We start from the raw sequence: 8,758 nt of genomic DNA, 5'->3' as shown, positions 1-8,758 counted from the left end.
CAATCACGGTGACCGGCGGCAGTTCGGTCGGGGCGGGGGTCTGGGCCTGCACCATCGTCAGCGGCGCTGCGGCTCCGATGGCGGTGAGCATGGCCGCGGCGCCGCGCGTAGTGGCCGAACCAGACAAAAATCGTGTTGCCGTACGCAACAACGCACCAGCCATAACGCCCACCCTGTTGTCCCGGTTCGGCTTTTATCCCCGCCGAACCTTGGTTTCGAGACTGCGGGAGCGCTGGTGCTTTGGCAAACAAGATGTGTCCCGGAGGTCCGGGATTCTTTTCCATCTGCAATCGGGAAAAATTCCCGATGCCGGTCGACGGGCCGCCAACCGGCTGCGCGGTGGCGATTCTCGCCGATTCTGCGGAGACTTACGCCCAAGAGGCAGGCATTCCGCCTCCTGGGCAGCGGCCGCAGGCTAGTCCTTGAACTCGCAGCCGAGCCGTTGCAGCGCCTCATCGACCCAGCGGCGGTCGCTGGTGCCGGCGAGGATCTGCTGGATGGCCTTTTCTTCGCTAGCCTTCTTGGCCTCGGTCAGCTTGCAGACGGCTTCGGCGTCGTCATGGGGTACGCAGAGCGCGCCGTCGTCGTCGGCCACGATGAGATCGCCGGGCTCGACGATCATGCCGTCGATCGAGATGGCGCAATTGATCTCGCCCGGGCCATCCTTGTAGGGGCCGCGATGGGCGACGCCGGCGGCGAACACCGGGAACGATCCAGCGCGGATCGCGCCGGCATCGCGGATCGAGCCGTCGATCACGAAGCCCGCGACGCCCTTCTTCTCCGCGAGCGTCGACATGATCTCGCCGATGATGGCATTGACCAGGACGCCGCCGGCGTCGACCACGATCACGTCGCCCGGCTGGGCGAGATCGATCGCCTTGTGCACCATCAGATTGTCGCCGGGCCGGGTCTTCACGGTCAGCGCCGGGCCGCCGAGCCAGCCGCCGGCATGCATCGGCCGCAACCGGTTGGTGCCCGCGATCCGCGACATCACGTCGCTGATATTGGCGACCGGCAGCGTACGGTAGCGCGCGACGAGGTCAGGCGACACTTTCCGCTTCGCCTTGTGAATTGCAAATCCTATGGCCATCGGTGTTCTCCGGTGTGTTGTCGGCGCGGTCGCCTAATGCGCGCGGCGGTCGAGATGGGCGTTGAGGCGGGGATAGACGCGGCGGGCATTGCCTTCGAAGATCTTGGCCTTGTCCTCCGCGCTCAGCGGCAGCGCATCGATGTAGCGGCGGGTGTCGTCGAAATGATGCCCGGTCTCGGGATCGATGCCGCGGACCGCGCCGACCATCTCCGACGCAAACAGGATGTTCTCGACCGGGATCACCCTGGTCAACAGTTCGATGCCGGGGAGATGATAGACGCAGGTGTCGAAGAGCACATTCTTCAACAGATGCTCCGACAGCGGCGGCAGCTTCATGTCCTGCGCGAGGCCGCGGTAGCGGCCCCAGTGATAGGGCACCGCGCCGCCGCCATGCGGGATGATGAACCGCAGGGTCGGGAAGCGCTTGAACAGATCCGAGGTCAGGAACTGCATGAAGGCGGTGGTGTCGCCGTTGATGTAATGCGCGCCGGTGCCGTGGAAGCAGGGATTGCAGGACGAAGAGACATGGACCATCGCCGGCACGTCGAGCTCGACCATCTTCTCATACAGCGGATACCACCATTCATCGGTCAGCGGCGGATCGCACCAATAGCCGCCGGCGGGATCGGGATTGAGGTTGCAGCCGACGAAGCCGAGCTGCGTCACGCAGCGCTCGAGCTCCTCGATGCAGTTGGCAGGCTTGACGCCGGGACTCTGCGGCAGCTGGCAGACGGGAACGAAATTCTGCGGGAACAGCGTGCAGACCCGGTGCACGAGGTCGTTGCAGATCGTGGTCCATTCACGGCTGGTCGCTTCCTTGCCGACATGGTGTGCCATGCCGGCGGCGCGCGGCGAGAAGATGGTGACGTCGGTGCCCCGCTCCTTCTGCAGGCGGAGCTGCGCGCCCTCGACGCTCGAGCGGATCTCGTCGTCGGTGATGCCGAGATTGGTGGTGAGCGGCCGGCGCGATCTGTCGGCGAGGCCGGCGAGCTGCTTGTCGCGGAAGATCTGCAGCTTGGCCGGCTCGGTGGTGTAGTGGCCGTGACAGTCGATGATCATGGTTGCGTCCTTGTTGGTCCCCTTGGCAGGGTTGTCAGTGTGCGACGGATGACGGGATCGCGCCCGTCAATTCCGTCTCGCGCGGTTTGACGCGCATGGTGGCGGCGATGGCGGATGCGACGAACAGGAAGCCGGCGATGCCGACCAGCGCCCAGGAGAAGCTTCCGGTGGAGTCCTTGATCAGGCCGATGCACCAGGGGCCGATCAGGCCGCCGAACTGCGCCAGCGTGTTGACCGTGGCGATCGCGGCGGCGCCGGCCGCACCGGTCAGCAGCGAGGCGTTGATGCTCCAGAACAAGGGATTGCCGGCGTTCAGGCTGAAGCCGACGACGCAGAGGAACACGAAGGCCAGCACCGGGCTCGCGACATAGGCGCTGCCGAGCATGGCGACGGCGGCGAGCAGATAGACGGCCGCGAGATGAAATTTGCGATCGCCTGTCTTGTCCGAGCTGCGGCTGACCACGATGGTGCCGACGACGCCGAGCAGCGGCGGGATCGCCGACAGGAAGCCGACCTCGATGTTGCTGAGATTGCCCATGCCCTTGATGATCTGCGGCAGCCACAACAGCAGGCCATAGATGCCGACCAGCGCGCAGCCGAACAACGCAGCCAGCAGCCAGACCCTGATATCGAGGACGCATTCGATCAACCTGTGCTGCCCCTGCTGTTCGATCTCGGCCCGCTCGGCGGCGAGCTCGCCCTCCAGCCAGGCGCCCTGCTCTTTGGTGAGCCAGTTCGCCTTGGCGGGACGGTCGGTCAGATAATAGAGCGTGAAGAGGCCGAGCAGAATGGTCGGCACGCCCTCGGCGATGAACATCCATTGCCAGCCATGCAGGCCGGACGCGCCGTCGAGGAAGGTCATGATGCTGGTCGAGATCGGCCCGCCCAAGACCGCCGAGAACGAGCCGGCGATGATGTAGCCGGCCACCGCGCGGGCGCGATAGCGCGCGGGGAACCAATAGGTCAGATAAAGCACCACGCCGGGCATGAAGCCGGCTTCCGCAATGCCGAGGCCGAACCGCATCACATAGAGGCTGAGCGGATTCCAGACAAAGGCGGTGAGCGTGGCGACGAGGCCCCAGGTGATCAGGATGCGCGCCAGCCAGATCCGCGCCCCGAGCCAGTGCAGCATCAAATTGCTCGGCACCTCGAGCACCATGTAGCCGAGGAAGAAGATGCTGGCCGCAAAGCCGAAGATCGCGGGGCTGAGGCCGAGGTCCTTGTTCATCGTCAGGCCGGCGTAGCCGAGATTGATGCGGTCGAGATAGTTGAAGAACATCATGACGAAGAGGATCGAAATCAGCCGCCAATAGACCCGGCGGATGGTTTGCTGTTCGAGCTCGCTGACGGACGCTTGGCCCATTGGAATCCTCCCTTGCTTTTTGTTATCGCGCTTGCGATCCGAACCGGGCGGAGCCCTGTTATTCGCGGCGATTTCGCCTGGCTGACCGGCTGCGCGTGTTGCCCCTTGGAGCGTCCGCGTTTTGGCGCCAAGATCGGGAAACGGACCTGGGAGGTCAAATACCGCTTTGACCCGTCACTTATAGGGAAACGGAATAAGCGATGGACTACAGGCAGCTTCGCTACTTCATCGCGGTCGCCGAAGAACTCAGCTTCAGCCGCGCCGCCAAGCGGCTGCATGTCAGCCAGCCGCCGCTGAGCACACAGATCAAGGCGATGGAGGAGGAGCTCGGCACCCAGCTGTTGTCGCGGACACGGCGCGCGGTTGAACTCACCCAGGCCGGCCAATTGCTGCTGGAACACGCGCGACGCGCCGTCAGCGAGCTCGACCTCGCATCGGAGACCGTGCGCCGCGCAGCGCGCGGTGAAGCCGGCGCGGTCCGTGTCGGCTTTACAGACTCGGTTCCGATGCTCGACATGTTCGCCGAACTGTTCCGCAGCTTCCGCGGCAGCTATCCGCGGGTGAAGATCGAGCTCAGGCACATGTCGACGGCGAAACAGCTGCAGGCACTCGCCGACGCCGAGCTCGACGTCGCGATCATGCGGCCGCCGCTGGATTTCCGGCCCGCGGCCGATCTGCAGGTTCACGTCGTCTGGCGCGACCGGTTGATGGTGTTCCTGCCAATCGATCATCCGCTGGCCGCCGCGCCCGGCAAACTCAGCGTTGCGGACCTCGCCGAGCACGAATTCGTCGGCATGGCGGAGAGCGGTTGCGGCGTCGGCGACCAGGCGGCGATGCTGTGCCGGCGCGCCGGCTTTGCGCCGCGGATCGCGCAGGAGGCTCACGAACTGCGCACGGTGCTCAGCCTCGTCGCCGCCGGAATCGGGCTTTCGATCCTGCCGTCCTGTTACCAGCAGGCCGGCGTCATGAACGTTGTCGCCAAAGCGCTCGACACGCCGGATGCGGAGAGCCGCATGCTGGTGGCGATGCGCTCGAACGCCTCGCTGCTGCCGCGCCGGTTCGTCGAATGCGCGCTGCAGGCGGCGTCGCGAAGCGCGCCGCCGCTGGTTCCCGAGGTCGCTGCGGCGATCCGCTGATCGAGTTGCGCCGAAGGCGAACGCGCGCTTGAGATGGTGACCTGCCGTGCGTGGCACGCGACGGTCCGCGCTCCCATACTTTCGTCGGCCGTAGTCTCCCGGAATGCAGTCTGGCGTCGGTCTTGCATACTTGAATGCAAGGTGCTGGGGCGCCGATTCGTCGTGTTTCGCCCGCAACGGCAATGTCGCCGGCGAATGGTAAGTGATGCGCGCCCGCAGCTGGATCAGATCTGCGGAGACCACAACATGCACGCCATCACGCGTGCGGCACTGCTGCTGGGGGCGATGTGGCTGACATCGCCGACCCTGGCGCGCGACGACGGCCGCTACGCCAATTCACCTCTGAAGCCCTGGTTTGAAAGCCTGCACAGCGGCTACGGACAATGCTGTTCCGACGCCGACGGATCCGTGGTCGCCGATCCGGACTGGGAGTCGGACCACGGCCATTATCGCGTGCACATCGACGACGAATGGGTCGTGGTGCCGAACGAGGCCTTGATCACCGAGCCGAACAAGATCGGCCGAACCATGGTGTGGAAGCACTATATCGACGGCCACCCGCGCGTGCGTTGCTTCATGCCGGGCAGCATGACCTGAGGCGCGTTATCCGGCCCGCAAATCAGGCCGGCGGAACGAAGACGCGGTTCGGGAACGCCTGCTCGACGACGTCGAGAAACGCGCGAACCTTTGCGCCGACCAGCCGTCGCGAGCTCTGGAGCGCCCAGATCTCGACCGGAGGCCTGGCGTCCGTTCCCCAATAGGCAAGCCGGCCTGCGGCAATATCGTCGTCGACCAGCAGCTTGGGCAGCAGGGCGGCGCCGGCGCCTGCCAGCACGGCATCGCGCATCATCAGCATCGACGAGAGACGCAACACCGTCCGCGGCCTGAGCGTGATCTCATCGCGTTCATCCCGGATGTGCCAGAGCGTGTCCGGTGGCGTCTGCGACATGAGCACGGCATCGACGGAGATATCGTCTGAATCGCGAGCGGAGGTCGTCGGCCGCTGTCGATCGGGATGCGCCACGACCAGCAGCTCGTCGTTGAGGAAGCGGCGGCCGACGAGACGCTCGTCCGGTGACGGATTGATGCGGATGACGAGGTCATAGCCGTCCTCGACCGGATCGACCAAGCGGTCCTCGGCGACGATCTCGAGCTGGACGTCGGGATAGGCGCGCGCAAAGCGCGCACCGATCCTGCCGAACGCGACATGCGCGAGAAGGACCGGCGTGCTGACCCGCAACCGGCCACGCGGCGTCGAAGCGCCGAGCACCACGGCTTCGCCGGCCTCGGCGATGTCGGACAGCGGACCGCTGGTGCGCTCGTGCAGCGCGCGGCCTTCGTCGGTCAGTCGAAGACTCTGTGAGCCCCGCTCGATCAAGCGGACGCCAAGTGCCTGTTCGAGCTCGGCGACGCGGCGGGACAGCGTCGCCTTGGCCCGTCCGGAAGCGCGGCTGGCGCGGCCGAATCCGCCGTGCGCGGCAACCAAATTGAAGTCGGTGAGTGCCTGAAGGTCCATCCCAAGTGTTCCATATTCGGGACGATATGTCCAAATAATGGCATCTCCAAGAAAAAATTGGAACGGTTAGTTTCTCCCCAACGGCAGACGGTCTGCCGCAAAAGAGGAGTATTCGACATGGCTATTCTGGTGACAGGCAGCACAGGCACCATCGGCACCCAGGTCTTGAACCATCTCGCCGGTCATGGCGTCGAGGTGCGCGCCCTGACGCGCTCGCCGGGCAAGGCTCAGTTCCCGCAGCATGTGAAGGCGGTTCGCGGCGATCTGACTGACGTGGACTCGGTCCGTGCGGCGCTCGAAAGCGTCAGCACGCTGTTCCTGCTAGTGCCGAACGCCGCCGACGAACTGACCCAGGCGATGCTTACGCTGACCGCCGCGCGCGAGGCCGGCGTCAAGGGCATCGTCTACCTCTCGGTGTTCAAGGGCGAGGCCTATGCCGACGTGCCGCACTTCGCCGGCAAGCATACGGTCGAGCGGATGATCGAGGCGCTCGATCTTCCCGCGACCATCCTGCGTCCGGCCTACTTCATCCAGAACGATCTGCGGCTGAAGGAGCCGCTGCTCAATTTCGGCGCCTACGGCATGCCGATCGGCGCGAAGGGCATCTCGATGGTCGACATCCGCGATATCGGCGAGGCGGCTGCGATCGAGCTGCTGCGCCGCGAGCGTGCATCCGCACCGCTTGGCCGCGAGATCTATGCGCTGGTTGGCCCCGATGTCGTGACCGGCGAGGGCGCGGCTGCGATCTGGCGCGATGCGCTTGGCCGTGCCGTCAGCTATGGCGGCGACGATCTTGCGGTGATGGAGCAGCGTCTGAAGGCTGCGATGCCGGGCTGGCTCGCGCTCGACATGCGCCTCATGCTCGGCCGTTACCAGAGCGATGGCGCGGTCGCGACGGCTGATGAGGTGGCACGCCTGACGCAGCTACTCGGCCGCGCGCCGCGCGCCTATCGCGACTTTGCCCGCGATGCTGTCGCGCAGTGGCGCAACAGTTAAGTTGGGCGTGTGAGAAAACGCGTGACCACGCCGCCGAGCGTGGCGTGGTCGAGAGGTGCGGCGAGCGATGCCTTGGCCGTCTTGACCACGGCATCAGGCGCGAGGCCGCGGCGCAGATCGCACAGCGCGTCGGCGTAGTCGACGGTGAATTCCGGATGCGGCTGCACCGACAGCGTGGTGCCGTTGGCATAGAGCAGCCCGGCATGCGGGGTGAACTCGGACGCCATGATGGTGCGCGCGGAGGCGGGCGGGTTGATCACCTGGTCCTGATGCGAGGCGGCCGCCGCGATCGTCTCGCCGTCGATCAGCCCGTTGTCCGGCGCCAGCTGATAGACGTGGCGGCCGATGCCCCAGCCCTTCTCCGATTTGCGCACGGTGCCCCCGAGCGCCTGCGCGATCAGCTGATGGCCGAAGCAGACGCCGACCATCGGAATGCGCTTGTCATGGGCTATGCGCACGAAGGCTTCGAGCGGCGCGATCCAGGCGACATCGTCATAGACGCCGGCCGCTGATCCCGTGATCAGGATCGCATCCAATGTGGCCGGATCCGGAAGTGCCTCACCGTTGGCGACGCTGACGACGTCGCAGGCGATCGAGGGATCGGCCGTGGCCACCATCCGCTGGAACATCTGCGGATAGCTGCCGTGGCGCTCGCGGAACTGCGGACTGACGAGCCCGGTTTCGATGATGGTGATGCGGGGCATGGCTAACGGATGGGCGGGATGCCTCAGCGTTTACACCGGAAGCGCTGACGGCCGCAAGCCGCGCGGCCGCCGCTCAATTCCGTGACGGCGCCGCCGCGTCGATCGTTGCAGTGTGCTGCGCCGCCGGCGTCGTGCTGACGATCGCCGGTGCCGGGCTTTCGATCGCCGGCGTCGTCGCGACGATCGCAGGCCCGGTGCGGTAACGCGGCAGCTGATCCTCGAGCGAGTAGCCGACGCAGAGCGCGAGGCTCGACCAGACCGCCATGCTGAAATACAGCGACATCCAGGCGATCTCTTCGCGCCACTCGGCGATGTCGTGGGTCACGACCCAGCGCCGGCTGACGTCGCGCAGGCCCTCGAGCGGATGCAGCAGGGTGCCGCCGGCGGCGAGATTGGCGCGCCAGCGGTTCAGATACATCGGGACGTCGACGGTCATCAGGAAGGCGAGGAAGGCGGCGATGCCGACGATCGCGACGATGAAGGCCCAGCGCACCGGGCCCTGAAACTCGGGCAGCAGCCGGCACAGCGCGATCCCGACCAGGAAGAACACCACGGCCCAGATCGAGTTCTCGATCGCGTTGCAGAGATAATGGGTGGTCAGCACCGCATACCAGGAGAAGCATTCCGCAATCACGATTAGCGGCACGATGATCCAGGCGATATTGATGGTGGTCTCGGCGCCGGTCATGGTGCCGAGCTGATGCAGGATGATCGCCCATTGCGCGGCGAAGCAGACCTCGGCGACGGTCGCGACGGTGCGGCCGACGACGACGCTCGACAGCCAGGTGTCGAACAGGCAGATGCGCTGCACGTCAGCGCGCGGCAGCACCGAGCGGAAGGCGCAGCCGAACACATAGGCCGCGCAGAGCAGCAGCATCAGGCCGATGCCGGACG

The 8,758-nt window shown here is 65.8% G+C and carries 9 protein-coding genes; 3 read left to right on the top strand and 6 right to left on the bottom strand.

The annotated features are described in order from the left end of the window. Window positions 1-415 precede the first annotated feature (415 nt). The 3 genes from H8B02_RS41830 to H8B02_RS41820 are packed head-to-tail and all read right to left on the bottom strand — an operon-like array spanning window position 416 to window position 3,512. Window positions 416-1,090, bottom strand: coding sequence for an RraA family protein (locus tag H8B02_RS41830; RefSeq protein ID WP_229171513.1), 675 nt, complete (start codon window positions 1,088-1,090; stop codon window positions 416-418). A 33-nt stretch (window positions 1,091-1,123) separates the two neighbouring features. After that, a complete protein-coding gene (locus tag H8B02_RS41825; protein ID WP_229171512.1) occupies window positions 1,124-2,149 on the bottom strand; it encodes an amidohydrolase family protein in 1,026 nt (341 codons plus the stop codon). Between the two features lie 34 nt (window positions 2,150-2,183). Next, the gene (locus H8B02_RS41820) at window positions 2,184-3,512 is read right to left on the bottom strand and encodes an MFS transporter (protein ID WP_229171511.1); all 1,329 of its coding nucleotides are present in this window, start codon (window positions 3,510-3,512) and stop codon (window positions 2,184-2,186) included. 200 nt (window positions 3,513-3,712) lie between these two features. On the opposite strand from H8B02_RS41820, the gene H8B02_RS41815 reads away from it, so the two are divergent. Beyond that, window positions 3,713-4,648 carry a LysR substrate-binding domain-containing protein gene (locus H8B02_RS41815; protein WP_207835508.1) on the top strand — a complete coding sequence of 312 codons (936 nt, stop codon included), beginning with the start codon at window positions 3,713-3,715 and terminating at the stop codon, window positions 4,646-4,648. A gap of 246 nt (window positions 4,649-4,894) precedes the next feature. Then, window positions 4,895-5,245, top strand: a complete 351-nt coding sequence (locus H8B02_RS41810) for a hypothetical protein (protein ID WP_212315747.1) — start codon at window positions 4,895-4,897, stop codon at window positions 5,243-5,245. 22 nt (window positions 5,246-5,267) lie between these two features. On the opposite strand, the gene H8B02_RS41805 is transcribed toward H8B02_RS41810, so the two are convergent. Continuing rightward, window positions 5,268-6,164, bottom strand: a complete 897-nt coding sequence (locus tag H8B02_RS41805; RefSeq protein ID WP_229171510.1) for a LysR family transcriptional regulator — start codon at window positions 6,162-6,164, stop codon at window positions 5,268-5,270. A 117-nt stretch (window positions 6,165-6,281) separates the two neighbouring features. On the opposite strand from H8B02_RS41805, the gene H8B02_RS41800 reads away from it, so the two are divergent. Continuing rightward, the gene (locus H8B02_RS41800; protein ID WP_229171509.1) at window positions 6,282-7,160 is read left to right on the top strand and encodes an NmrA/HSCARG family protein; all 879 of its coding nucleotides are present in this window, start codon (window positions 6,282-6,284) and stop codon (window positions 7,158-7,160) included. Here the strand turns inward: H8B02_RS41800 and H8B02_RS41795 are convergent. Continuing rightward, window positions 7,157-7,864, bottom strand: a complete 708-nt coding sequence (locus H8B02_RS41795; protein ID WP_229171508.1) for a type 1 glutamine amidotransferase — start codon at window positions 7,862-7,864, stop codon at window positions 7,157-7,159. The two genes, H8B02_RS41800 and H8B02_RS41795, sit on opposite strands and share 4 nt — an antisense overlap. A gap of 73 nt (window positions 7,865-7,937) precedes the next feature. Continuing rightward, window positions 7,938-8,758, bottom strand: an 821-nt coding sequence (locus H8B02_RS41790) for a hypothetical protein (RefSeq protein WP_229171507.1), incomplete at its 5' end; no start/stop codon positions are given.

It is taken from the genome of Bradyrhizobium altum (assembly GCF_020889705.1).
Lineage (GTDB): Bacteria > Pseudomonadota > Alphaproteobacteria > Rhizobiales > Xanthobacteraceae > Bradyrhizobium > Bradyrhizobium altum.
The sequence above is the reverse complement of the archived record's forward strand: the minus strand, read 5'-3'. Positions and strand labels throughout refer to the sequence as shown.